This window comes from Arthrobacter sp. 10L424 (assembly GCF_056395325.1).
Genome location: NZ_JBFTJH010000003.1, coordinates 382,817 through 404,699 on the forward strand (window position 1 = coordinate 382,817; position 21,883 = coordinate 404,699).

The window sequence follows — 21,883 nt, forward strand, 5'->3', positions numbered from 1 at the left end:
TTACCCCGAGACGTCGGAGTGCCGACGTTAGTTGTGACCCGGTTCCGGCGCCCCGTACCCGTCCACATGACACGAATGGCCGCTAACCGAGCAGGTTTAGCGGCCATTCGTGGCAAACGGGCGAGGGATGGCCGCGCCCACGTGTCCCGGCAGCCACGGAACCTCCAAACCGAACGTCCATGTGAGGCAAAGGATCCACGCGGGGAGGACTAGCGGACGGGCATTTCTTTGGCCTCGGTGATCCGATGCAGCTCGTCGTAGGTGATGGAGAACATCGAATTGTGGTCTCCCGCGCCGGCCCAGAGCACGGGATGGGCCGCCAGGGACTCGTCCAGCAGCGTCCGAATTTTCGCCGGGTGGCCTACCGGGGCTACGCCGCCAACTTCCTGGCCGGTGTGTTCGAGTACGAATCCGGGGGAGGCGCGGCGGATTTGGCCCGTACCCAACTGGGCGGCGACCTTCAGGACATCGACCCTTGCGGCACCGCTGGCCAGGATCAGCAGCGGGGTGCCGTCGAGGTCGAATACGAGGCTGTTGGTGATCGCCGCGACATCGCAGCCCAGCGTGGCGGCGGCCGCAGCCGCCGTCGGGACTTTCGAATCGAACACTGTAACGGTGTCTTCTGCGCCCAGCACGGTCAACGCGCGCTTGACCCGGGCCACGGGATCCGGAACCACGATGTCCACGGCTCAGAACCCCTGTGCGTCCAGGATGGCGTCTTCCTCTTCTTCCGCCGTCGCGTTCTTCCGCTTGCGGGGGACAGGACGACGGCGGGTCACCGGACCGCTGGAGTGCATGAACCCGCCGGCGGAGCCTCCCTCTGCCGCCTGCGCTGCGGCGTCCTCGGCGTCGATGGCCGCGTTCCGGGCCTGCTGACGTGCCGCGTACCCGAAGCCGATGAACATCAGGACGCCGAAGGCGAACCACTGCAGCGAGTACGACAGGTGGGTACCCTCCTCGGTGGTCGGCTTCGGGAACGGGAAGGGCATCGCCGCCACAGACGGGCTCTCGGACGCTAGCTGCCCATACGCGCCCGTCAGCAAGGGGTAGCCGAGCTGGCTCGAGTAGGTTTTGAGGTCGATCGAGGCCAGCTGCCCGTCCGGGGCGCCGCGCTGGAGCTCGGGCTCGGAAGGCTTGAGACGGGCGACGACGGTTACCGTGCCTTGGGGCGGGGCCGGGACCGAGTCCGGGCGGCCCGGGTTGTTGTTGCCGATCGGCAGCCACCCGCGGTTAATGACGACGGTCTCGCCGGTTTCCACCCGGAACGGGACCACGACTTCGTAGCCGGGCTGGCCATTGAGGGGCCGGTTGCGGACGATGCGCTGCCCGTCGACGTCGTAAGTGCCCTTTAGCTCCACCTGCGTCCACTCGCGGTCCGCCGCGAGGGAGCTGAACTGCTCCTTGACCTCGGCGAAGGGGACCGGCGTGGCGGAATAGTTGGAGGTAACGCGGTTGATCTCCGCGAGGGTTTCCGCGCGGCGGTCCATCTGCCAGCGGCCCAGCCCGACGCAGGCGGCCGCAAAAATAGCGACCAGCAACAAATAGCCCAGCCATTTGCTGGAAAAGAGAAAACGGTACATTCAGATTGCCTTGCCTGCCGGGTCCAGTGCCACAGTGTCTTTCCAGAGCCCGCGGGTCTGCAGATAATCCTCGAGCCAGGCCCGATGCTCTCCGCAGGCCAGCCAGATTTTGCGCCGTTCCGGGGTGTGGATCTTGGGGTTGTTCCAGAGTAGCTGCCATTCGGCGCCGCTCCGGCATGCCTTGCGGGAGCACACGGCTTCCGCAGGTCCGGCTGCTCCGCCGTTCCCGGTGAGATCAAAAAGGTTCACGACGCCGCCCGTCCCTGGCCGGCGTCGTCCCCGGCGTCTTCCGCGGCGTCTTCCCGCCCATCCTTCGGGGCGTCCTCGTCGTCGACGAGTTCGCCCTGCAACAGCGTCATCGACGGGTCCTCCTGTTCCGGGCCCCCCGGAACCGGGGCCGGGGCATCGAGCTGGGCCAGCGGGGCGTAGTCCAGCAGCGAGTCGGCGTGGACCTCCGCCTGGTCACCGCCGTTGGCGATGATAACGGCAACCCAGGGCAGGAACACGGCCCCGATGACCGGCAGGACCTTGAACCAGCCGTCCACCACGAAGATCAGGATCAGGCACACCATGCGGATACCCATCGCCACGGCGTACTTGATCATCCGCTGGCGCATCTCTTCAGAATGCGCCGTAGCGGCGTCCGTGATGCTGTGAACCTCGGAATCACCGGACGGGACGTCCGGGGTCCCGGGCACAGGTACACCGGGTCGGTTTTTGAGTGTCACGGCTGTCAGATCACGCTCCCAAGGCTTACTCCAATTCTCTCACCAACGGCAGGGCCGCCCAAACGCGGGCCGGCCGGGCGCTAAGATCGGAGGCAGGAAAATCCCGCCCCCAGCGCGGCGCCGTCCGCCGCAGAATTCCGGAGCCCCACCATGTCTGAAACAGCAACCACCGGCCGCAGCGTCCTAATCACCGGCGGAAACCGCGGAATCGGCCTCGCCATCGCCGAAGCCTTCCTCGCCAACGGTGACAAGGTGGCTGTCACATACCGCAGCGAATCAGCGCTCCCCGAGGGCATTCTCGGCGTCAAGGCAGACGTCACCGACGAAGCCTCGGTGGACGCCGCGTTCGCAGAAGTTGAAGCCGCGCACGGCCCCGTCGAGGTGCTGGTGGCGAACGCCGGGATCACCAAGGACACACTCCTGATGCGGATGAGCGAGGACGATTTCACCTCGGTCATCGACACCAACCTCACCGGCGCCTTCCGCGTGATCAAGCGCGCCTCCAAGGGAATGATCCGGGCACGCAAGGGCCGCGTCGTCCTGATTTCCTCCGTCTCGGGCCTCTACGGCGCGCCCGGCCAGATCAACTACTCCGCGTCCAAGGCCGGCCTGGTCGGCATCGCCCGCTCCCTGACCCGCGAACTGGGCGGCCGCGGCATCACCGCCAATGTGGTGGCGCCCGGCTTCATCAACACCGACATGACGGCGGAACTGCCCGAGGCAACCCAGAAGGACTACCTGTCCAAGGTCCCCGCCGGCCGCTTCGCCGAAGCCTCCGAGGTTGCCAACGTGGTCCGCTGGATCGCCAGCGAGGAGGCCGCCTACATCTCCGGCGCGGTCATCCCGGTCGACGGCGGCCTCGGCATGGGCCACTAGGCTCCAACAGGCGGCAACGGCGACGACGGGAATCGCCGCGGCCGGCACCTCACCGGGCCGGCCGCACCCGCCCGCACGCGGCTGCCCGCCCACCACCGCTCAGGGCCTGCCTCGCTGGGACCTTCAGCCCTTTGCGCCGTGCGTCCGCAGGTGTGTAATAGGGCTACAGCCCCTGACCCCACCTTGGCGGGGGCATGGATTCAGGAGGACAACTGTGGCTGAACTGAACAAGTGGGTCGCCTCGGACATGCTGGAGCCGATCAAACGCTTCCTCGACGGCGACCTCACCATGACGCCGTCCATCAAAGTCGAACAGTTTCTGGACGGAACCACGCAGGTGGTGCGCGCCGAAGTCCCCGGCATCGATCCCGACAAAGATGTCGACGTCTCCGTGAGCGGGGGCATGCTGCACATCAGGGCGGAACGTGAGGAAAAAACCGAGCACAAGAGCAAGGACGGCTACCGCTCGGAGTTCCGCTACGGCTCCTTCTCGCGCAGTGTTGCGCTGCCGCCGGGCACCCGGGCGGAGGACATCACCGCCACGTATAAGGACGGCGTCCTCGAGGTGCGGGCACCCGCCCCCGTGACCACCCCCGACACGACGTCCCGGAAGATCAGGATCGACCACCCGTAGCGGGGCCGGATGCGGCGGGGCCGGCGCCCGTGGACCCGGCCGCCACTAGCCCGCTGCTGCTTCTTTGTGGAACCCGAACAACTGAAAACGCCCGTGGCGCTGGCATGATGGACTGCAGACCCACCGTTTTTGGACGTTTGGAACAAAGGAGCTCGTATGGGACTGCTGGACAACAAGACCGCAATCGTGACCGGTTCATCGAGGGGCATCGGCGCTGAAGTCGCCAAGATCCTCGCCGCCGAGGGCGCCGCCGTCGTCGTGAACTACCGCCAGAAGGCGCCGCGCGCCAACAAGGTCGTTACGGAAATCGAGACCGCCGGCGGCCGTGCCGCCGCCGTCGGGGCCGACCTCACCACCCAGGAAGGCGTCCAGGCCCTGGCAAGCGCCGCGATGGAAAACTTCGGCTCGCTCGACGTCCTGGTCCTCAACGCCTCCGGCGGGATGGAATCCGGCGTGGAAGAGGGCTACGCCCTCAAGCTCAACCGTGACGCCCAGGTGAACATGCTCAACGCCGCCGTGCCGCTGATGCCCGAGGGTTCCCGGGTGGTCTTCGTGACCAGCCACCAGGCACACTTCATCAACACCGTGCCCACCATGGAAAACTACGAGCCCGTGGCACGCAGCAAGCGCGCCGGCGAGGACGCCCTCCGCGAACTCGTCCCGAACCTGGCCGAGAAGGGCATCTCCCTCGTCGTCGTCTCCGGCGACATGATCGAGGGCACCGTGACGGCCACCCTGCTGGACCGCTCAAACCCGGGCGCCATCGAGGCCCGGCGTGCCGAGGCCGGGAAGCTGTACTCCGTGGTCGAGTTCGCCGGCGAGGTTGCCAAGATGGTCACGGCCGACGTCGAGTCCGGCCACACCGAGTACGTCGGCGGCTCCGACTACTTCAACAAGAACAACTAAGCACCCGCCTCACAGGCAGGACAACAAGGAAGGCCGGGGCAACCGCCCCGGCCTTCCTTTGTTCAGGGCCATCAGGTGACCGTGCGGCCTCTCAGACGCCGGCGATGTGCCGCACCGCGTCAAGGTACGGCAGGTTCACCGCGGCGTCCGCCACAGCACGGACCGCCGGCTGGGCGTTGAACGCCACGCCGATCCCTGCGGCGCCGAGCATGTCCAGGTCGTTGGCGCCGTCGCCCACAGCAATCGTGTGCTCCATCGGGATGCCTTCCCTGGCGGCCCATGCGCGCAGGTATTTCTCCTTCGCCGCCCGGTCGATCACCTCGCCGATCACCTTCCCGGTCAGGGCGCCGTCGACGATTTCGAGCTCGTTGGCGATCCAGTAGTCCAGCCCCAGCCCCTCCGCGATGGGCTGCAGGATCTGGTTGAAACCGCCGGAGATCACTGCCACCACGTGGCCCGCGGCCTGGAACGCGGCCACGAGTTCCGCCGCGCCGAGGCTCAGCTCCACTTCGGCACGGACGGAATCGACGACGTCGGCGGGCAGCCCGGCGAGGACCGCCACCCGGGCGTGCAGGCTCTCGGCGAAATCCAGCTCACCGCGCATCGCGGCCTCCGTCACTTCGGTCACTTCTTCACGCTTGCCGGCGTAGGCGGCCAGGAGTTCGATGACTTCCTGCTGGATCAGGGTGGAATCCACATCCATGATGAGGAACTTCCGCTGCGCGTTCCGCAGCGAGGCGGGGACAATCGCCGTGTCCACTCCCGCTGGGCCGGTATCGGCTGCCGCCCGGCGCAGTCCAGCCAGTGCCGACTCCCCGCTGTCCGGGCCGGAACCAAAATCAACGCTGCCGTCCGCCGTGTACACCTCGAAGCGGGAGTCGCCGGTGCGGGTTTCGGCGTCGAGCGCCACTCCCGCGTCTGCCAGCAGCGCACGGAGCCGCTGCACTTCGGGGTGGGTCAGTTTCGGGGCATAGCTCACTGCGGTCACGAACAGGTTCATGGCTTCAATCCTAGCGATCAGGCGGATGGGGGCCCGAATTCGTTGCGCCCCGGTGACGCCGCGGCAGCCAGGCGGCGGCTGCCCGGCACGCACCCGGCGCGCGCCCGGCGCGCGCCCGGTGTTCCGGTTATCAGTCGTCCGCTTTTATGTCCTAGTGTCTACTCCTATGAGTGATGTTCTTGAAATGGCCGCCGTCAGCGTTGTGCGTGGGGCAAAAACCCTCCTGGACAAGGTCGACTGGCAGGTCCGGGAAGGCGAGCGTTGGGTGATTCTTGGCCCCAACGGCGCCGGCAAGACCACTCTGCTGCAGATCGCCGCGGCGCGGATCCACCCCACGAGCGGGATGGCGGGCATCCTCGAAGAGATCCTCGGCGCCGTCGACGTCTTCGAACTCCGGCCCCGAATCGGCCTGTCCTCGGCCGCGCTGGCCAATCAGATCCCGGAACACGAGAAGGTCCTCAACGTCGTCGTGACGGCCGCCTACGGTGTCACCGGACGGTGGCGCGAGGGGTACGAGAAGGACGACGAACGCCGCGCCTTCTCCCTGCTGAACGAGTGGGGCATGGGCCCGCTGCTGAACCGGCCGTTCGCCTCGCTCTCCGAGGGGGAGCGCAAGCGCGTCCAGATCGCCCGTGCCCTGATGACGGACCCGGAACTGCTACTCCTCGACGAACCCGCCGCCGGGCTCGATCTGGCCGGCCGCGAGGACCTCGTGTACCGGCTCAGTGAACTTGCCCGCGACGAGGCCGCCCCGGCCATTGTGCTGGTCACGCACCACCTCGAGGAGGTCCCGCCGGGCTTCACGCACGCCATGCTGATGCGCGACGGCGGCGTGGTGGCCCAGGGCCCGATCGAAGGCGTCCTGACCGCGGAGAACTTGAGCGAGACCTTCGGCCTACAGCTGGACGTCAGCGTCGCCGCCGGCCGGTACACGGCCACCGCACGCCGCTGAACGGACCGCTGACCGCGCGTGGAGTTCCTCAATAGCGTCTTCATTTTCTTTGCCGGGCTCTGGGCCGGGACCATCAACAGCGTGGTGGGCTCCGGCACCCTGGTGACCTTTCCGGTGCTGATCGCCCTCGGCTACGCGCCGGTTACGGCCTCGATCAGCAACGCGATGGGCCTGGTGGCCGGGAACGCCTCCGGCGCCTGGGGCTACCGCAAGGAGCTCACCGGACGCGGCAGGCAGCTGCTCAAGCTGCTGCCCGCCTCGGTACTGGGCGGCATCACCGGCGCCTACCTGCTCCTGCACCTGCCCGAGAGGGTCTTCTACTACGCCGCCCCCGTCCTGATCGTGCTGGCGCTGCTGATGGTGGCCTTCCAGCCCAAGCTGCAGCAATGGGTCCGGAACCGGGAACAGAACCCCGAGCACGCCATCCGGGACCGCCGCCACGGCGTCATCCTCGTGGTCCTCGTGTACCTCGCCGGCGTGTACGGCGGATACTTCGTCGCCGCGCAGGGCATCCTGCTCGTCGGGATCCTGGGCATCTTCATGACCGGGACCATGCAGAACGCCAACGCCATGAAAAACATCCTGGTCCTCGCCGTCAACGTTGTGGCGGCGGCCTCCTATCTGCTCTTCGCGTTCGGCCGGATCGACTGGAATGTCGTCGGGCTGATCGCCGTGAGCTCGCTGATCGGCGGTGTGATCGGCTCCAAGGTCGGCCGCCGGCTGTCCCCGGTGGTCCTGCGCGGGGTCATCTTTGTCCTGGGCCTCGTGGCCCTGGGGTTCATGATCGCCAACCTGTTCAAGTGATCCCGTCCCGTGACCCCTGAACCTTTCCCGAATTACTCCGCTGAAATGGCCCGCCCGTGACTTTCCACCACCTTGAGTCCGCCGACGACCCGCGGGTCTCCGACTACACCCAGCTCACCGACGTGCACCTGCGCAAGCTCCGGGAACCCGTCGAGGGCATGTACATCGCCGAGTCCTCACGGGTGCTCCGCCGCGCCCTCGCGGCAGGACACCGGCCGCGGTCCTTCTTCCTCGCCGAGAAGTGGCTCGAGGACCTCGCCGATGTGTTCGCGGAGTACCCGGACGTCCCGGCCTATATCGGTTCCGCCGCCCTGCTCGAGGACATCGCCGGTTTCCACCTCCACCGCGGCGCGATGGCCGCCATGCAGCGCCCCGAACCGGTGCCGCTGCCCGAGCTCCTCGCCGGGGCACGCAGGGTCGCCGTGCTGGAGGACATCGTGGACCACACCAACGTCGGCGCGATCTTCCGTTCCGCCGCAGCCCTCGGCGTCGACGCCGTCCTCGTCTCCCCGCGCTGCGGGGACCCGCTGTACCGGCGCAGTGTCCGGGTTAGCATGGGTACGGTGTTCCAGGTGCCGTGGGCCCGGCTGGAGAACTGGCCGGGGGACCTCCAGGCGCTCCGGGACCATGGCTTCACCGTGGCCGCCATGGAGCTCACCGGCGACGCCGTCGACCTCGATGAGCTGGCTGCCCGCCAGCCGGGGAAACTCGCCCTTGTCCTCGGCACAGAGGGTGCCGGGATGAGCGCGGGCACCCTCGCCGCCGTCGACCTTGCCGTCAAGATCCCCATGCGGCCGGGCGTTGACTCGCTCAACGTGGCGGCCGCGTCCGCCGTCGCATTCTGGGAACTCCGGCCGCGCGACTGAACCGTATGCCTGAACCGCGCGGCTAAAAAACGGAACAGCTGGTCAGGCGGCGAACGCGCCGATCTTCCGCTATGATTGATAGCTGGCCGTCCGGTCCATTCCGCCGGCCATCCCACTCATACCTGGCAGCTGGCAAAATCCAGTTGCGCGAACAAAGGTCCAATTATGCAGTCTGATATCCACCCGAAGTACGAAGCTGTTGTTTTCAACGACCTGGCTTCCGGCGTCAAGTTCCTGACCAAGTCCACCGTGTCTTCCAAGAAGACCATCGAGTGGGAAGACGGAAACACCTACCCGGTCATCGACGTCGAAATCTCCTCCGAGTCCCACCCGTTCTACACGGGCAAGCAGCGCATCATGGACTCTGCAGGCCGCGTCGAGCGCTTCAACGCTCGCTTCAAGGGCTTCGGCGGCAAGAAGTAACTACTTCTCCCCAAGGTCTTTTGGAAAAGCCCGCACCGGAAACGGTGCGGGCTTTTTGCGTCAGATGACCCCCGAACGACCCTGTTCCTGCAGGCCGGCCGCCACGTGGCAGGATTGAGGGCATGACAACCCTCCGCCCGGATCCCGGTTCCAACAGCGCTGACGACGGCGGCACGCGCCGCCACGGGGAGTACAAGGTTCCCGGCGGCAAGCTCGTGGTGGCCGATCTCGACGTCGTCGACGGTGCCCTCGCGAACGTCTCGCTCAGCGGCGACTTCTTCCTGGAGCCGGACGAGGCGCTGCTGGCGATCAACCGGGCTCTCACCGGCCTCCCGGCGGAGTCCGGCGCGGCGGATATTTCCGCCGCCGTGGCGGCTGCCTTGCCCGCCGACGCAGTCCTGTTCGGTTTTTCCGCCGACGCCGTGGCGGTGACCGTCCGCCGCGCCCTCGCGAAGGCCACCGGCTGGGCGGACCACCACTGGAACATCATTGGGCCTTCGGTGCTGCCCACCCACATCAACGTCGCTCTCGACGAGGTCCTGACCGAAGAAGTCGGCGCGGGCCGCCGCAACCCCACCCTGCGCTTCTGGGACTGGGAGGAACCCTCTGTGGTGATCGGCAGCTTCCAGTCGGTCCGGAACGAGCTCGATCCGGCCGGCGTCGAACGCCACGGCATCAGCGTGGTCCGCCGGATCAGCGGCGGGGGAGCGATGTTCATGGAGGCCGGCAACTGCATCACGTACTCGCTGTACCTGCCGCAGACCCTGGTGGACGGCATCAGCTTCGCCGACTCCTACAGCTTCCTTGACGCCTGGGTGATGGCAGCCCTCGAGAAGATGGGCATCAGCGCCTTCTATGTGCCGCTGAACGACATCGCCACCGAGCAGGGAAAGATCGGCGGAGCCGCGCAGAAAAGGCTCGCGAACGGCGGCATGCTGCACCACGTCACCATGAGCTACGACATCGACGCGGACAAGATGGTGGAGGTCCTGCGGATCGGCAAGGAGAAGCTCTCCGACAAGGGCACCCGCAGTGCGAAGAAGCGGGTGGATCCGCTCCGCCGGCAGACCGGACTGTCCCGGACCGACATCGTCGCGGCCATGATGGACGTCTTCACCGAGCGCTACGCTGCAACGCCGTCGGAGCTCACCGACGCAGAACTGGCCGCGGCCCATCAACGGGTGGAGTCCAAGTTCGGCACCGAGGAGTGGCTGCACCGCGTCCCGTAGGGCCCTGCGATCGCATCGGCTGCTCCGTACCGGCACACTCGCCTCGCAAGCTCGGCCAGGGAACCCTGCCGGCGTGGGCCCAGCCGCCCTTATGGGCCGCCAAAAGGGCAGTTACGGAGCAGTCGACCGGGGGTTAGACCACGGCCTGTGCCGTGAGGGAGCGGTGCAGGTGGCTGCGCTGTTCGATGATGATGCGGCGCAGCGCCCGCGGGGCGTCCACGTGCCCGGCAAGCCACTCATCCGTCCGGACGACGACGGCGTGCGTGTCCGGAGCGCCGCCGTCGAGGTCCTGGCCCGCCGGGTACAGCCCGCGGACAATCCGGCTGGCAATCTCGATGCTGCGCCCGGCCCACACGTCCTCCAGGCACTCAAAGTAGCGGTCCACGAATCCACCCAGCAGGGCCGCCGGGGCCGTGTTGAAACCGGCGATCGTGGCGCTCAGCAGCTGGTTGGAGAGCGAGGTGCCATGCACCGCCTCCTGCCAGGCCGCCTCCTTGACGGCGGACTCGGGGCGGGCGGCGAGGGCGGTGGCATGCCCGGATTTTCCGGCGGCGGTGTTGTCCCGCGCCAGTTCGCCGTGGAGCTCCTCGGCAGTGGCCTGTCCGTTGGCGGCCAGGGCGTGCCAGAGGTTCCACCGGAGCTCCGCATCCACGGACAGGCCGTCAATCACGGTGCTGCCGTCCAGGATGCCGCGCAGCAGGTCCAGCCGACTGCCGTCGTAGCGACTGGTCGCGGCGACCGTCCGGGCCCACGCCAGCTGCTCGTCGGAGCCCGGCGCGGCCCTCTGCAGCTCGTCGGCGGCCAGGGACAGGAAGCCATGGCGGACCGTGTCCCGCCGGGACGCGGGCACATAGCGTTCGATCGCCGTGGACGCGTTGCCCAGGACGTTGAGCAGCACGCCGATGCCGGTCTCCGCGGGGCCGAAGCGCTTCACGGCGTCCACATAGAGGGACGACGGCGTGGCCGCGTCACGCGCCGAATCCCAGAGCGCGGTCCAGCACAGGGCCCGGGCCATCGGATCCGTGAGCGCGCCGAGCGAGGCCCGGACGGTGGCCTCGGAGCGCGGGTCCAGCCGGACCTTGGCGTAGCTGAGGTCAACGTCGTTGACCAGCAGCAGGGCCGGCCGCGGCTTGCCGGACAGGGCCGCCACCTCGGTCCGGGCGCCGCTGACGTCGGTCTCGACGCTGTCCGTGCGGACCAGGGCACCGGCGTCGTCCATCTCGTAAAGGCCGATCCGCAGGCGGTGCGGCCGCGGCTCCTGCCGGCCCGTCGTCGGGTCCTCGGCGTCCTGATGGAGGGTCACGGTCCCGAGGACGCCGTCGCGCTCCTCGATCCCGGTGGTGAGGGTCGAGATCCCGGAGGTCTGCAGCCACTGGCGGGCCCAGTCCGCGAGGTCGCGGCCGGAGGCGGCGCTGAGCGCGGCCAGCAGTTCGGCCAGGGTCGTGTTCCCGTAGGCGTGGTCCTTGAAGTACTGGCGCGAACCGGCGATGAAGGCTTCGAAACCCACATAGGCGACGAGCTGCTTGAGCACCGAGGCGCCCTTGGCGTACGTGATGCCGTCGAAGTTCTGCTTGGCGGCTTCAAGGTCGGGGATGTCGGCGACGATCGGGTGCGTCGTGGGGAGCTGGTCCTGCACGTAGGCCCAGGCTTTGCGGTTGTTCGCGAAGTTCACCCAGGCCGTGGCCCAGTCCGTGGTGCGGTCCACGCCAAGGGTTCCCATGTAGTCCGCGAAGGACTCCTTGAGCCACAGGTCGTCCCACCACTGCATCGTGACGAGGTCGCCGAACCACATATGGGCCATCTCGTGCAGCAGGGTGTTGGCGCGGGCCTGGTACTGCGAATCGGCGGCCCGGGAGGTGAAGACGTAGTTCTCCGTGAAGGTCACCAGTCCGGGGTTTTCCATGGCGCCGAGGTTGTACTCAGGCACGAAGGCCTGGTCGTACTTGCCCCACGGGTACGGGAAGTCGAAGAGCTCGTTGAAGAAGTCCAGGCCGTTCCTCGTGAGGGCGAAGAGCGCCTCGGGGTCGAAGGACGGCGCCATCGACGCGCGGCAGTAGAGGGCCAGGGGCACCTCCAGGCTGGTGCCGTCCCCGAGGGTCCCGCGCCAGGAATCCTCGGCCTTGAAGTAGGGGCCGGCCAGGACGGTGGTGATGTAGGTGGACATCGCCTTGGTGGGGGCGAAGTCCCAGCGGCTGGTGTCCGGGTCGCTGGTCAGGTGCGTGCGCCCGGTCTCGACGCCGTTCGAGGCCACCTGCCAGGCCGAGGGGGCCATGACGTGGAAGGTGAATTCCGCCTTGAGGTCGGGCTGTTCGAAGTTTGCGAAGACCCGGCGGGCGTCCGCGGGCTCGTACTGGGTGTACAGGTAGCACTGGCCGTCAGCCGGGTCGAAGAAGCGGTGCATGCCCTCCCCGGACGTGCTGTACAGCGCGGTGCCCGTGACGGTGACCTGGTTCTCCGCAAGAAGGTTGTCCAGCCGGATCCGGGAGCCGTCCACGACGTCCTTGACGTCCAGACCCTTTCCGTTAAGGAAAACGCTGTGCACGTCGCTGCTGATGAAGTCCAGGAACGTGGAGGACCCGGTCTCGCCGGCGGAGAAGTTGATGACGCTGCGGCTTGTGTACCCGGCGACATCCTGGTCCGCGGCCTGCCGGACGTCCAGTGAGACGTCGTAGCTGTGCGTAGTGATCAGGGCTGAGCGGGTTGCGGCTTCATCGCGGCGCAGGTTCTGGTTCGACACCCAGCTATCTAATCATGAGGAACGCGGCGCCCAGCCCCAGCGCGGCAATCAGCAGCCAGGACGCCAGCGCGGCCAGCAGGGCCCGCGAACCGGTGTGCAGCAACTGGCCCACCCGCACCGCCGAACCGAGGCCGAACAGGGCCATCCCCAGCAGAACGTCCTGAAGCACCGCGGCGGCGTCGAGGACTGCAGGGGAGAGCCAGCCCGTGGTCCGCAGGGCCGCCAGGGCGACGAACCCGAGCACGAACAGCGGGACGATGGGCGGCCGCTTCAGCCCCTCGCCGGCGTCGGCGGTGCTGCGGTGGTGCAGGCCCGCGGCGGCGACGATGGGAGCCAGCAGGATCACCCTGGTGAGCTTCACGACGACGGCGACCGCCAGCGCCGATGCCCCCGCGGTCTGCGCGGTGGCCACCACCTGTCCGACGTCGTGCACCGAGGCCCCGGCCCAGGCGCCAAAGACTTCCGGGCTGAGTTTCAGCGGCCGGATCAGCAGCGGCATCACCCCGATGGCCAGCGTCCCGCACAGGGTCACCAGGGCGACCGGGAGCACAGTGTCGTGTTGCCGGATGCGGCGCACCGCCGCCATCGCTCCGATGGCCGAGGCCCCGCAGATGGAAAAGCCGGTGGCGATCAGCAGCGATACCTGCGGCGGCAGGCGGAACAGCCTGCTGATCCCGTACGTTCCGGCGAAGGCCGCCAGGACCACGCCCGTGATCAGCAGCAGCGCGCTCCAGCCGAGCCCAAGCACATCCACGAGGCTCACCTTCAGGCCCAGGACCACGATCCCGGCGCGCATGAGGTGCTTGCCGGCAAAATCCAGGCCCGGCCGGCCCGCTCCCGCAGTCCAGCCGGAGAGCCCGGGGACGTTTGCGGCAAGGAGCCCGAAGGCCACAGCCAAAGTCATGGCCGGGAGGACGGGAACCAGCGTGTGGACGGCCAGGGCCAGCACGACGGCGGCTGCCGCGGCCAGCAGGCCTGGGAGCAGTCCCGGGAGCGGGCTGGCCCTGAGCGGCGGGCGGAAAGTTATCAGTGGCACCCACCAACTTTGCCCCAACGCTCCGGAAAAGCCTTAACCGCCACGGCCTCCGCCCGGTGGTGCGAGCCGGTTTCCGGCCCGCAGAACCCTTTGAGTCCGGCCCTCCTCCCGCTGCCGGTGCCGCCCTGCCGCCGGCCCGGAAATGATCTCGCAACAAAAAATGTGATTGTCTAGTGACCATGTCTGACCTATTCCAGGATTACTCAGTGGCCGCCGGACGCACCGGCGCCTACGACGAGATGTTTACCCCCGGGCAACAGGCGCGGAAATCCTACGGCCAGGTTGCCGGGGCCCTGCGTGAACTCTCGCTCGCTGATGTCACCGCCCGCGCCGACTCCATGGCGCGGACCTTCCTGGACCGCGGCGTGACCTTCGACTTCGCGGGGGAGGAGCGGCCCTTCCCGCTCGACATCGTGCCCCGGGTCATCCCGGCCGACGAGTGGACCGTGCTGGAGCAGGGCGTCGCCCAGCGCGTGCGGGCGCTCGAGGCGTTCCTCAACGACGTCTACGACAAGATGGCCGTCGTGGCCGACGGCGTCATCCCGCGCCAGCTCGTCACGACGAGCGCCCACTTCCACCGCCAGGTGCACGGCTTCGAGCCGGCCGGAGGCGTCCGCGTCCATATCTCCGGCATCGACGTCGTCCGCGACGCCGCGGGCACCTTCCGTGTGCTCGAGGACAACGTCCGCGTCCCCTCCGGAGTCAGCTACGTCCTGGAAAACCGCCGCGCCATGGCCAAGGGCCTGCCCGAGGCCTTCGGCCAGCAGCTCATCCGGCCGGTCGAAGAGTACCCCCGCCGGCTGCTGTCCGCCCTGCGGAAAACGGCACCGTCCGGCGTCGACGACCCCACCGTGGTGGTCCTGACCCCGGGAGTGTTCAACAGCGCTTACTTCGAGCACACCCTGCTCGCCGGCCTGATGGGCGTGGAACTCGTCGAAGGGCGCGACCTCATCTGCCGCGGCAACCGGGTCTACATGCGCACCACCGCCGGGGAACAGCGCGTGGACGTGATCTACAAGCGCATCGATGACGAGTTCCTGGATCCGCTGCAGTTCCGCGCCGACTCCATGCTCGGCTGCCCGGGCCTGGTCAACGCCGCCCGCGCCGGCGGCGTCACGATCGCCAATGCCGTGGGCAACGGCGTCGCCGACGACAAGCTGGTCTACAGCTACGTCCCTGACCTCATCCGCTACTACCTCAACGAAGAACCCGTGATCGCCAACGTGGACACCTTCCGGCTCGAAGAGAAGGAAGCCCGGGAAGAGGTCCTGGACCGACTGGACGAGCTCGTGGTCAAGCCCGTCGACGGTTCCGGCGGCAAGGGCCTGGTGATCGGCCCGGATGCCTCCAGGGAGGAACTCGATGCCCTGCGTAAGCGGGTCATCGCGGACCCCCGCGGCTGGATCGCGCAGCCGGTCCTGCAGCTCTCCACCGTCCCCACGCTCAGCGGCGACAAGTTCGGCCCGCGGCACGTGGACCTGCGCCCCTTTGCCGTCAACGACGGCGACGACGTCTGGGTCCTGCCCGGCGGCCTGACCCGCGTGGCGCTCAAGGAGGGCTCACTGATCGTGAACTCCAGCCAGGGCGGCGGCTCCAAGGACACCTGGGTGCTCGCCGACTCGCCGGAGGTACCGGTGGAGACCCTGCCGCGCCCGGCCATCACGGTCCGCGAACGGGTTTCCGTGTGGCCGGTCGAGAGCAACTGGCGCGACAGCCAGAAGGAGCAGCAGCAATGACCCGCGGCACCGCGTCGACCAATTTTCCGCATACCTGCCCTTTTCAGATTTCCGATGCGCTGGAGGTAACCGCGAATGCTTAGCCGTATCGCCGAGTCCCTGTTTTGGATCGGCCGCTACGTGGAACGGGCCGACGGCACCGCCCGGATCCTCGACGTCCACCTGGAGCGGCTTAACCACCTGCCCATGGAGGAACAGCGCAGCGTTGCGCAGGAACTCCTCGCCGTCATGGGCGCCCGGGCGCAGAGCGAGGACTTCGGCCTCCCCGAACTCCTCAACGCCCTCGCGTACGACAAGCAGAGTGCCACGTCCATCGCCGGCTCCCTCGGCGCGGCGCGGGAGAACGCCCGCCGTGCCCGGGAAACCGTGTCGTCCGGGCTCTGGGAGAGCCTGAACACCACGTACTACGGGCTGAACCAGCACCGCAAGGACGTCGTGGGCACCTACCGCTTCTGCAACTGGGTGCTGGAACGCACGGCCATGGTCAGCGGCCTCGCGGATACCACGGTGAGTCACGACGAGAGCTGGCAGTTCCTGGTCCTGGGCCGCTCACTGGAACGCGCCGACATGACCGCGCGGATGCTCTCCACCCGTGATGTGCTCTCCGCCGGGATGTCGTGGGTCAACATGCTCCGCTGCGCCGGTGCCTACGAATCGTTCCTGCGCACCCGCCGGGCCGCGTTCGGCGACCAGCACGCCGCCGAGTTCCTGCTCCTGGACCGGTTGTTTCCGCGCTCCATCGTCTACGCGCTGCGGGATGCCGACGAGTGCCTCGCGAAACTGGACCCCTCGGCCCAACGCGTCGGCTTCATCAACGACGCCCGCCGGATCGTGGGCCAGGCCCGTACCTTCCTCGAGTTCCACCGCACCGACGATCTGATGTCAGAGCTGCCGGAGCACATGGAACGCGTGCAGAAGGCCGTCTCACAGGCCTCGGACGCCATTTCCCGTAAGTACTTCAATCAGGCAGACGAACTGGCCTGGGTGGGAGAAGTTTCATGACCCGGCTGAGTATCATCCACAAGACGGCGTACAAGTACAACAAGCGGGTCACGCTCTCCTACAACGAGGCCCGCATGACCCCGCTGACGGATCCCCAGCAGGTGGTGCTGGAGTCCTCGCTGAAGGTCTCGCCGTCCCAGGCCGCCCTGAGCAGTTACCGCGACTACTGGGGGACCCGGGTCTCCGCGTTCGACATGCAGATGCCACACGAGCACCTCGAGGTCCTGTCCACCACCACCGTTGAGGTGCACCGGGTGGAGCGGATCCCGTCCGAGGCGGACATCGTGGGCTGGGACGTCCTGGAGGCCCCGGAAACCCTCAACAAGTTCAGCGACTGGATTCCGCAGTCGCAGCTCACGGGTCCGGGCGCCGAAGTTCTCGCCATCATCCCCGGCGTCGTCGAGGGCCGCAACCCGCACGAGGCCGCCCTGGCGGTCTTCGATTGGATGCGCGGGGAAATGACCTACATGAAGGGTTCCACCGGCGTCACCACCAACGCCGAGCAAGCCTGGAACCAGCGGCAGGGCGTCTGCCAGGACCTGGCACACCTTGCGATCGGTGCGCTGCGCAGCCGCGGCATCCCGGCCCGCTACGTATCCGGTTACCTGCACCCGCGCTCGACGGCGGACCTCGGCGAGACAGTCGCCGGGCAGTCGCACGCCTGGCTGGAATGGTGGGACGGCGAATGGCGCAGCTGGGACCCCACCAACCACAAACCGGCCGGCGACTTCCACGTGACCGTCGCACGGGGCCGGGACTACCGCGACGTGCCCCCGCTCAAGGGGATCCTGTCCGGCGGCGGCGGCTCGGCTCTCAGCGTGAGCGTGGAGATCACCCGCCTGGCCTGAGCCTTGGCGCCAGCCGGCGTTGCGCTGCCAGGTACAGCTGCTCTGAAGCCTCAGAACAGCTGCATCTGATAGCGCAACAGGGGCTTACGGGACTATTCGGGGCCGGATCGCGGGGCGTCATCCAGCGGCGTCCACCAAGTCAACGGCGGCACCACCTTGAAGCGGCGCCCCGTCATGGTGTCCGGCGTGATCCGGACGAAGCGCTCCTTCTTTCCGCCCTGCCAGGGGAACAGCAACAGGCCCACCGTGTCCATGAGCTCCTCCGGATGCCTGACCGGTGCGGCCTGGCCCTTCACTACGACGCTCCAGGCCATTCCGGTGTTCGAGTCCACACCGTCCGCTTCCAATGCCACCGGCGTGTCGCCCGTGGCTGCCTGCAACTTGGTGCCCTCCGCGGTCCGGAACACCAGGGTCCCGTGGTCCACCTTGTAATTGATGGGGAAGATGTCCGGATGATCGTCCACCCATACCGCGAACCTGCCCAGGGAAACGCCCCGTAGGAGCCGCCAGCATTCGTGGTGGTCAAGGATCTCGACTTCATATGCCTGCTGGTTTTTGCCCAGGTTCGGATCAGTACTCATGGTGCCGATCCTATGCGGGGCCGGCGGCGGCGGTGTAGGGGATAAGGTCACAATCCACAGCAATACAGCCGACGTCTAGGGTCTTTGAACCCGCTACGGGGTATTCTGGCATCACCATCGTCAGCGCCGACGATCGTTGCGTTCGTTGTAGGGAATTGGGGCCAGGAGCATGCATTCAATCGGGGATAATCCGGACCAGGCGGCCGCGGAGCCAGAGCCCATGATTGACGGCGTACTCAAGGGATTCGTGTCCAGGGCCGAGGAGTTGCTCCAGTCCCAGGAGCGCATGGCCGGACTGCTGGAAGCAGTCGTCGCCGTCGCCGAGGATCTCAGCCTGGATGCCGTGCTGGAGCGCGTGGTGGAGTCCGCCTGCCGGCTTCTGCATGCCCGCTACGGCGCCTTGGGCGTCATCGGCGATGACCACGCGCTCAGCCACTTCATCACGGTCGGCATTGACCAGGAACTGGCCCACCGGATCGGACCGCTGCCTACCGGACACGGCGTCCTGGGCCTGCTGATTTCAGAGCCCCGCCCCCTTCGGCTCCACGACCTGCACCGACATCCGGAGTCTTACGGCTTCCCGGCGAACCATCCGCCGATGCAGTCCTTCCTCGGCGTCCCGGTGCGGGTCCGGGACGTGGTCTTCGGCAACCTCTACCTCACGGAAAAAGAAGACGGCAGCGACTTCACTGCCGAGGACGAGGGCCTTGCCGTGGCGTTGGCGGCCGCCGCTGGGGTTGCCATTGAAAATGCCCGCCTCTACGACGACGCCCGCCGCCGCGCCCGCTGGCTGGAGGCCTGCATGGACGTCTCCGGGCTCATGCTCAGCAACGACCGCGACTACACCTCCGGGGGACTGGATCCCATCGCCAGCCGGGCACTGCAGGAGTCGGGCTCCCGGCTGGCCCTGCTGGTGGCCCCGGCCGCAGACGGCCGCGGCCATATTGTCGCGGGCGTCGCCGGCCAACGCCGTCCGCAGTTCTCCGGCCGCCGGCTGACGCTGGACTCACCCTTGCTTGAAGGCGTCCTCGACGGCGGGGAGCCCGTTGTGCTTCATGACGCCTCGGACCTGTTCGGCGAGATCGACGGCGGCATCACCGGACCGCTGCTGGCCGTGGCGCTCAGCACCCAGGGCGCGCATCACGGGCTGCTGATGCTGGTCCGGGATCCGGGCGCGCTCCACTTCGCCCGCACGGATATCGAGATGGGCGCCGTCTTCGGGTCCCATGTCGCCCTCGCCCTCGAGCTTGCCCGCGTCCACCGGCTCCGCGAAGAACTGCTGGTCTTCACCGACCGGGACCGGATCGCCCGCGACCTCCACGACCTTGTCATCCAGCGGCTGTTCGCCGCCGGGCTGAGCGTCCAGAGCCTGACCCGCTTCACCAAGGATGAGCTCGCCACCGAACGGATCCGCACCATCACCGGCGAGCTTGATGAGGCGATCCGAAGCCTGCGGGACACTATCTACTCGCTCAAGAGCAGCAGCGGGGAAACGGAGCTGCTCAGCGGTCGGATCCGGCGCGTGACGCGCAGTTCGGCGAAGTCCATGCCGTTCACACCGCGCCTGACCATGACGGGTCCGGTGGATGCCGTCACGCCGGACAAGGCGGACAATGTCGTGGCAGTGGTGTCGGAGGGCCTCAGCAACGCCATCAGGCATTCAGGTGCGGACGCCATCTCCGTGTCGGTCGGCGTCGTCAAGGGCAGGGTCACGGTTGTCATCACGGACAACGGCGCCGGCTTCGCCGAACCGGAAAAACGCAGGGGACTCGCCAACCTGGAGGATCGGGCCCGCATGCTCGATGGCGAATGCACCGTCACCAGCGCCCCGGACGTCGGGACCAGCCTTGAGTGGTCAGTGCCGGTTTAGCTGAAGTGCCGATTTGGCTACGGCGCCGGTTTAGCTGCGGCCAGCGGCGGCGGGCATGGAGGGCCAGCTAGCGTACGCTGTGCGGGCGGACGGCTTCGGCATGGCTTCCGGGCGCTGCCGGCGACGCGGGCCCGGCGATGAAGACGGCGGCCTGGGTGCGCCGTTCGAAGCCCAGCTTGGCCAGGAGCGAGGAGACGTAGTTCTTGACGGTTTTCTCAGCGAGGAACATTTCGGCGGCAATCTGGCGGTTTGTGAGCCCCCCGCCCACCAGCTCCAGCACCCGGCGCTCCTGGGGCGTGAGGGAGGACGTCCGGGGGTCAACATCTTCGGCCTCGACGAGGCTGTCGACGACGCCGGCAGCGACTCCCTCCGCGAAGATCGACTCTCCCGCGGCCGCCCGGCGCAGCGCCCCGATCAGGTCGGTGCCGCCGATTTCCTTCAGGACATACCCGCTGGCGCCCGCCAAGACGGCTCCACGCAGGGCTTGTTCGTCGTCGAAACTGGTCAGGATAATGCAGTTCAGCGAGGGGTCCACGGAGCGTACGTCGCGGCAGACCTCAATCCCGGTTCCGTCCGGCAGCCTGGCGTCGAGGACGCAGACGTCCGGATGAAGGGCGGGAATGCGGCGGGTCGCCTCGACGGCGGAACCCGAACTTCCCACCACCAGGAACCCTTCACCCTCAAGGAGCTCCTGGAGGCCACGTCTGACGAGTTCGTGGTCATCCAGAATGAAGACACGGATGACAGCCGGAACCCCGTCGGGTGCAGTGAGACCTGCGTCTGACCAGGCAATCATGGTTCTCCTGTCGGGCAGCTTGTGCTGCCAAGTATGGTGCGGTGCTCCCCAGCGTGCCCCCAGACCCTGCCTGCCGGCCGAGCCTGCGGATCGTGCGCGCTCAGTCTATTGTCGCCGACTCAAGCGTCGCTGTCGCCGTGGCGACTGCTGCAATTCTGCTCTCCGGCCCGAACCCGGACAAGGGTCCTTGGTCCTGCTGCGGTGTCACCATCGGCTGGCCTTATGACTTTTGGCCCTTGCTGTTCCTATGGTTGCCGCGACATTCTAGGCTGGACGCGCCGGCTGCTCGACGAAGGGAACTGCAATGACCGAAGCCAGGGACATTCGGACCATCGTGGTGGGGGTTGATGGTTCCGGCGCGTCGGTGGAAGCGCTGCGCCAGGCCCAGAGCCTCGCCGGACCGCTCTCGGCGACGCTGGTTGCGATGGCCAGCTGGGACGTCCCCCCGGTCTATGACGGCTACGTGGCCATGGGCATCAACGACTTCGACGTCCGTGCAGGCGAAATCCTGCAGGAGACGGTGGAGAAGGCGTTCGGGGTGAAAATCCCGGCCAACGTCGAAATGCGGCTCGTTCAGGGGCACCCACGGCACACTCTGATTGAGGCCAGCCGGGATGCCGACCTCGTGGTGGTGGGACGCCGCGGCCACGGGGGCTTCGGCGGAATGCTGATCGGGTCCGTGAGTTCTGCGCTGGTGGCGCATGCCCACTGCCCGGTGCTGGTGGTCCATTCCCCGGAAACAAAGGACAAGAAGGAGGCCAAGTAGCCGGGGTGAAACGGGCCGCGGCCCGTCCGGTCTGTAGCCGGCTATTCGAAAGACGCCCGGCGGGGATCTGAGAGCCGCGTGCTCCACAGATCCGGCTTGTTGACCTTGAACCGGCGCCCGGTCATGGCCTTGGGGGACAGGCGCACGTAATAGTTCTTGTCGCCCGGCTGCCACGGCTCGAGCAGTTGTTCGTCGACGGCGTCCTTCTCCTGCTGGCTTTCAATCAGCTGGGCCTCGCCGCGGGCCACCACACTCCAGGCCTGCTGCTCGTGGGCGTCGTAGCCGTCGATTTCAAAGGCGATCGGCTTGGCCGTCATCGCCGCCCACAGCTTGGACCCTCCGGCGGTGCGGAACACAATGGAGCGGCGCTCCAGCGCGAAGTTCACCGGAAAGATCTCGGGATGGCCGTCCACAATCAGGGCGACCCGCCCCACAACTTCCGTATCCAGCAGCACCCAGCACTGGTCAAGGGACAGTCCAAAATCGGGCGCAGGCGTCGTCTCAGTGCTCATG

General features: G+C 67.5%; 23 protein-coding genes. 13 read left to right on the forward strand and 10 right to left on the reverse strand.

Annotated features, from left to right (window positions below; translation table 11 throughout):
* Window positions 1-209 precede the first annotated feature (209 nt).
* The 4 genes from AC1DC5_RS07350 to AC1DC5_RS07365 are packed head-to-tail and all read right to left on the reverse strand — an operon-like array spanning window position 210 to window position 2,308.
* The gene (locus tag AC1DC5_RS07350) at window positions 210-686 is read right to left on the reverse strand and encodes a YbaK/EbsC family protein (protein ID WP_476864699.1); all 477 of its coding nucleotides are present in this window, start codon (window positions 684-686) and stop codon (window positions 210-212) included.
* Between the two features lie 3 nt (window positions 687-689).
* The gene (locus AC1DC5_RS07355; RefSeq protein WP_476864700.1) at window positions 690-1,580 is read right to left on the reverse strand and encodes an SURF1 family cytochrome oxidase biogenesis protein; all 891 of its coding nucleotides are present in this window, start codon (window positions 1,578-1,580) and stop codon (window positions 690-692) included.
* A complete protein-coding gene (locus AC1DC5_RS07360) occupies window positions 1,581-1,829 on the reverse strand; it encodes a hypothetical protein (RefSeq protein WP_441404062.1) in 249 nt (82 codons plus the stop codon).
* Window positions 1,826-2,308: a DUF3099 domain-containing protein gene (locus tag AC1DC5_RS07365; protein ID WP_476864701.1), complete on the reverse strand. Its 483-nt coding sequence runs from the start codon at window positions 2,306-2,308 to the stop codon at window positions 1,826-1,828. Before AC1DC5_RS07365 ends, AC1DC5_RS07360 begins: the two co-directional genes overlap by 4 nt.
* A gap of 150 nt (window positions 2,309-2,458) precedes the next feature.
* On the opposite strand from AC1DC5_RS07365, the gene AC1DC5_RS07370 reads away from it, so the two are divergent.
* The 3 genes from AC1DC5_RS07370 to AC1DC5_RS07380 all read left to right on the forward strand — a co-directional run bounded on the left by AC1DC5_RS07370 (window position 2,459) and on the right by AC1DC5_RS07380 (window position 4,724).
* On the forward strand, window positions 2,459-3,184 hold the full coding sequence (locus tag AC1DC5_RS07370) for a beta-ketoacyl-ACP reductase (protein WP_441404064.1): 726 nt from the start codon (window positions 2,459-2,461) through the stop codon (window positions 3,182-3,184).
* A 214-nt stretch (window positions 3,185-3,398) separates the two neighbouring features.
* On the forward strand, window positions 3,399-3,818 hold the full coding sequence (locus AC1DC5_RS07375) for an Hsp20/alpha crystallin family protein (RefSeq protein ID WP_441404065.1): 420 nt from the start codon (window positions 3,399-3,401) through the stop codon (window positions 3,816-3,818).
* Between the two features lie 156 nt (window positions 3,819-3,974).
* The gene (locus tag AC1DC5_RS07380; protein WP_441404066.1) at window positions 3,975-4,724 is read left to right on the forward strand and encodes an SDR family oxidoreductase; all 750 of its coding nucleotides are present in this window, start codon (window positions 3,975-3,977) and stop codon (window positions 4,722-4,724) included.
* Between the two features lie 91 nt (window positions 4,725-4,815).
* On the opposite strand, the gene serB is transcribed toward AC1DC5_RS07380, so the two are convergent.
* Window positions 4,816-5,724 (reverse strand): phosphoserine phosphatase SerB, encoded by a 909-nt coding sequence (serB, locus tag AC1DC5_RS07385; RefSeq protein ID WP_476864702.1) that lies wholly within the window; start codon window positions 5,722-5,724, stop codon window positions 4,816-4,818.
* Window positions 5,725-5,890: 166 nt separating this feature from the next.
* Between serB and AC1DC5_RS07390 the strand changes: the two genes are divergently transcribed.
* The 5 genes from AC1DC5_RS07390 to AC1DC5_RS07410 all read left to right on the forward strand — a co-directional run bounded on the left by AC1DC5_RS07390 (window position 5,891) and on the right by AC1DC5_RS07410 (window position 9,998).
* Window positions 5,891-6,676, forward strand: a complete 786-nt coding sequence (locus AC1DC5_RS07390; RefSeq protein ID WP_476864703.1) for an ABC transporter ATP-binding protein — start codon at window positions 5,891-5,893, stop codon at window positions 6,674-6,676.
* A gap of 18 nt (window positions 6,677-6,694) precedes the next feature.
* Entirely contained in the window at window positions 6,695-7,480 is a 786-nt protein-coding gene (locus AC1DC5_RS07395; RefSeq protein ID WP_476864704.1) for a sulfite exporter TauE/SafE family protein, read from the forward strand.
* 56 nt (window positions 7,481-7,536) lie between these two features.
* On the forward strand, window positions 7,537-8,346 hold the full coding sequence (locus tag AC1DC5_RS07400; RefSeq protein WP_476864705.1) for a TrmH family RNA methyltransferase: 810 nt from the start codon (window positions 7,537-7,539) through the stop codon (window positions 8,344-8,346).
* Window positions 8,347-8,511: 165 nt separating this feature from the next.
* Window positions 8,512-8,769 carry a type B 50S ribosomal protein L31 gene (locus AC1DC5_RS07405; RefSeq protein WP_441404071.1) on the forward strand — a complete coding sequence of 86 codons (258 nt, stop codon included), beginning with the start codon at window positions 8,512-8,514 and terminating at the stop codon, window positions 8,767-8,769.
* A 122-nt stretch (window positions 8,770-8,891) separates the two neighbouring features.
* Complete coding sequence (locus AC1DC5_RS07410; protein ID WP_476864706.1) at window positions 8,892-9,998, forward strand: lipoate--protein ligase family protein; 1,107 nt, start codon at window positions 8,892-8,894, stop codon at window positions 9,996-9,998.
* A 133-nt stretch (window positions 9,999-10,131) separates the two neighbouring features.
* Here the strand turns inward: AC1DC5_RS07410 and pepN are convergent, their stop codons facing one another.
* Window positions 10,132-12,735, reverse strand: a complete 2,604-nt coding sequence (gene pepN / locus AC1DC5_RS07415) for an aminopeptidase N (RefSeq protein WP_476864707.1) — start codon at window positions 12,733-12,735, stop codon at window positions 10,132-10,134.
* Between the two features lie 4 nt (window positions 12,736-12,739).
* Window positions 12,740-13,771, reverse strand: a complete 1,032-nt coding sequence (locus AC1DC5_RS07420) for a YeiH family protein (protein WP_476864708.1) — start codon at window positions 13,769-13,771, stop codon at window positions 12,740-12,742.
* A 179-nt stretch (window positions 13,772-13,950) separates the two neighbouring features.
* Here AC1DC5_RS07420 and AC1DC5_RS07425 point away from each other — a divergent pair, with 179 nt between their 5' ends.
* The 3 genes from AC1DC5_RS07425 to AC1DC5_RS07435 all read left to right on the forward strand — a co-directional run bounded on the left by AC1DC5_RS07425 (window position 13,951) and on the right by AC1DC5_RS07435 (window position 17,357).
* A complete protein-coding gene (locus AC1DC5_RS07425) occupies window positions 13,951-15,507 on the forward strand; it encodes a circularly permuted type 2 ATP-grasp protein (RefSeq protein WP_441404075.1) in 1,557 nt (518 codons plus the stop codon).
* 75 nt (window positions 15,508-15,582) lie between these two features.
* Entirely contained in the window at window positions 15,583-16,509 is a 927-nt protein-coding gene (locus tag AC1DC5_RS07430; protein WP_024366688.1) for an alpha-E domain-containing protein, read from the forward strand.
* Complete coding sequence (locus tag AC1DC5_RS07435) at window positions 16,506-17,357, forward strand: transglutaminase family protein (protein WP_441404076.1); 852 nt, start codon at window positions 16,506-16,508, stop codon at window positions 17,355-17,357. The genes AC1DC5_RS07430 and AC1DC5_RS07435 overlap by 4 nt, the downstream gene beginning before the upstream one ends.
* 92 nt (window positions 17,358-17,449) lie before the next feature.
* Here the strand turns inward: AC1DC5_RS07435 and AC1DC5_RS07440 are convergent, their stop codons facing one another.
* On the reverse strand, window positions 17,450-17,938 hold the full coding sequence (locus tag AC1DC5_RS07440; protein ID WP_441404077.1) for a pyridoxamine 5'-phosphate oxidase family protein: 489 nt from the start codon (window positions 17,936-17,938) through the stop codon (window positions 17,450-17,452).
* A gap of 220 nt (window positions 17,939-18,158) precedes the next feature.
* Here AC1DC5_RS07440 and AC1DC5_RS07445 point away from each other — a divergent pair, with 220 nt between their 5' ends.
* Window positions 18,159-19,808, forward strand: coding sequence for a sensor histidine kinase (locus tag AC1DC5_RS07445; protein ID WP_476864709.1), 1,650 nt, complete (start codon window positions 18,159-18,161; stop codon window positions 19,806-19,808).
* 67 nt (window positions 19,809-19,875) lie between these two features.
* On the opposite strand, the gene AC1DC5_RS07450 is transcribed toward AC1DC5_RS07445, so the two are convergent.
* Complete coding sequence (locus AC1DC5_RS07450) at window positions 19,876-20,604, reverse strand: response regulator (protein ID WP_476864710.1); 729 nt, start codon at window positions 20,602-20,604, stop codon at window positions 19,876-19,878.
* A 304-nt stretch (window positions 20,605-20,908) separates the two neighbouring features.
* On the opposite strand from AC1DC5_RS07450, the gene AC1DC5_RS07455 reads away from it, so the two are divergent.
* Window positions 20,909-21,370, forward strand: a complete 462-nt coding sequence (locus tag AC1DC5_RS07455) for a universal stress protein (protein WP_441404080.1) — start codon at window positions 20,909-20,911, stop codon at window positions 21,368-21,370.
* A gap of 41 nt (window positions 21,371-21,411) precedes the next feature.
* Here the strand turns inward: AC1DC5_RS07455 and AC1DC5_RS07460 are convergent, their stop codons facing one another.
* Window positions 21,412-21,882: a pyridoxamine 5'-phosphate oxidase family protein gene (locus AC1DC5_RS07460; RefSeq protein WP_476864711.1), complete on the reverse strand. Its 471-nt coding sequence runs from the start codon at window positions 21,880-21,882 to the stop codon at window positions 21,412-21,414.
* Window position 21,883 lies beyond the last annotated feature (1 nt).

Excerpts from the sequence above, each read along its gene's own strand:
- AC1DC5_RS07455 (WP_441404080.1), top strand. The coding sequence starts at position 20,909 with ATGACCGAAGCCAGGGACATTCGGACCATCGTGGTGGGGGTTGATGGT.
- AC1DC5_RS07450 (WP_476864710.1), bottom strand. The coding sequence starts at position 20,604 with ATGATTGCCTGGTCAGACGCAGGTCTCACTGCACCCGACGGGGTTCCG.
- AC1DC5_RS07445 (WP_476864709.1), top strand. The coding sequence starts at position 18,159 with ATGATTGACGGCGTACTCAAGGGATTCGTGTCCAGGGCCGAGGAGTTG.
- AC1DC5_RS07380 (WP_441404066.1), top strand. The coding sequence starts at position 3,975 with ATGGGACTGCTGGACAACAAGACCGCAATCGTGACCGGTTCATCGAGG.
- AC1DC5_RS07435 (WP_441404076.1), top strand. The coding sequence starts at position 16,506 with ATGACCCGGCTGAGTATCATCCACAAGACGGCGTACAAGTACAACAAG.
- AC1DC5_RS07460 (WP_476864711.1), bottom strand. The coding sequence starts at position 21,882 with ATGAGCACTGAGACGACGCCTGCGCCCGATTTTGGACTGTCCCTTGAC.
- AC1DC5_RS07410 (WP_476864706.1), top strand. The coding sequence starts at position 8,892 with ATGACAACCCTCCGCCCGGATCCCGGTTCCAACAGCGCTGACGACGGC.
- AC1DC5_RS07370 (WP_441404064.1), top strand. The coding sequence starts at position 2,459 with ATGTCTGAAACAGCAACCACCGGCCGCAGCGTCCTAATCACCGGCGGA.
- AC1DC5_RS07430 (WP_024366688.1), top strand. The coding sequence starts at position 15,583 with ATGCTTAGCCGTATCGCCGAGTCCCTGTTTTGGATCGGCCGCTACGTG.
- serB (WP_476864702.1), bottom strand. The coding sequence starts at position 5,724 with ATGAACCTGTTCGTGACCGCAGTGAGCTATGCCCCGAAACTGACCCAC.
- AC1DC5_RS07440 (WP_441404077.1), bottom strand. The coding sequence starts at position 17,938 with ATGAGTACTGATCCGAACCTGGGCAAAAACCAGCAGGCATATGAAGTC.
- AC1DC5_RS07405 (WP_441404071.1), top strand. The coding sequence starts at position 8,512 with ATGCAGTCTGATATCCACCCGAAGTACGAAGCTGTTGTTTTCAACGAC.
- AC1DC5_RS07390 (WP_476864703.1), top strand. The coding sequence starts at position 5,891 with ATGAGTGATGTTCTTGAAATGGCCGCCGTCAGCGTTGTGCGTGGGGCA.
- AC1DC5_RS07355 (WP_476864700.1), bottom strand. The coding sequence starts at position 1,580 with ATGTACCGTTTTCTCTTTTCCAGCAAATGGCTGGGCTATTTGTTGCTG.
- AC1DC5_RS07425 (WP_441404075.1), top strand. The coding sequence starts at position 13,951 with ATGTCTGACCTATTCCAGGATTACTCAGTGGCCGCCGGACGCACCGGC.